This is a genomic window from Vibrio sp. 970, assembly GCF_033339075.1.
Genome location: NZ_JAWOTW010000367.1, coordinates 1 through 672, shown reverse-complemented (window position 1 = coordinate 672; position 672 = coordinate 1). Strand labels below are relative to the sequence as shown.

The following is a 672-nucleotide window of genomic DNA, read 5'->3' as shown; positions in this document are numbered from 1 at the left end:
ATCGACATGGAAGAGCTGATTGCTCGTGAAGACGTAGTCGTAACTCTATCTCACGAAGGTTACGGTAAGTACCAAATTCTAAGCGACTACGAAGCACAGCGCCGTGGTGGTAAAGGTAAGAGTGCAACTCGAATGAAAGATGAAGACTACATTGAACGTCTTCTAGTGGCGAATACCCACGACAACATTCTATGTTTCTCTACTCGCGGTAAGACTTACCGTCTGAAAGTTTACCAATTGCCATTGGCGAGCCGTACTGCACGTGGTAAACCGATCGTGAACATCCTTCCATTGGAAGATGGTGAGCGTATCACTGCAATTCTTCCAGTCGATGAGTTCTCTGCAGACAAGTTCATCTTCATGGCAACTGGCGACGGTACCGTTAAGAAGACTTCTCTAGACCAGTTTGCGAACGTACGTTCAAACGGTCTAATTGCGGTGAACCTACGTGATGACGATTCTCTAATCGGCGTTGATATCACAACGGGTTCAAGCGACATCATGCTGTTCTCTAAAGCAGGTAAAGTTGTTCGCTTTAGCGAGGACAAAGTACGTGCAATGGGTCGTACAGCGGCAGGTGTCCGTGGTATGAAGCTGGCTGACGACGACCAAGTGGTTTCACTAATCGTTCCGTCTAACGAAGGCGACATCCTAACGGTTACTCAAAACGGT

1 protein-coding gene is annotated in these 672 nt (G+C 47.5%); it reads left to right on the top strand.

What is annotated here, in order from left to right; genetic code table 11:
- A partial coding sequence (locus tag R7Q11_RS26720) for a DNA gyrase C-terminal beta-propeller domain-containing protein (protein WP_318094469.1) occupies positions 1–672 on the top strand: 672 nt, incomplete at both ends.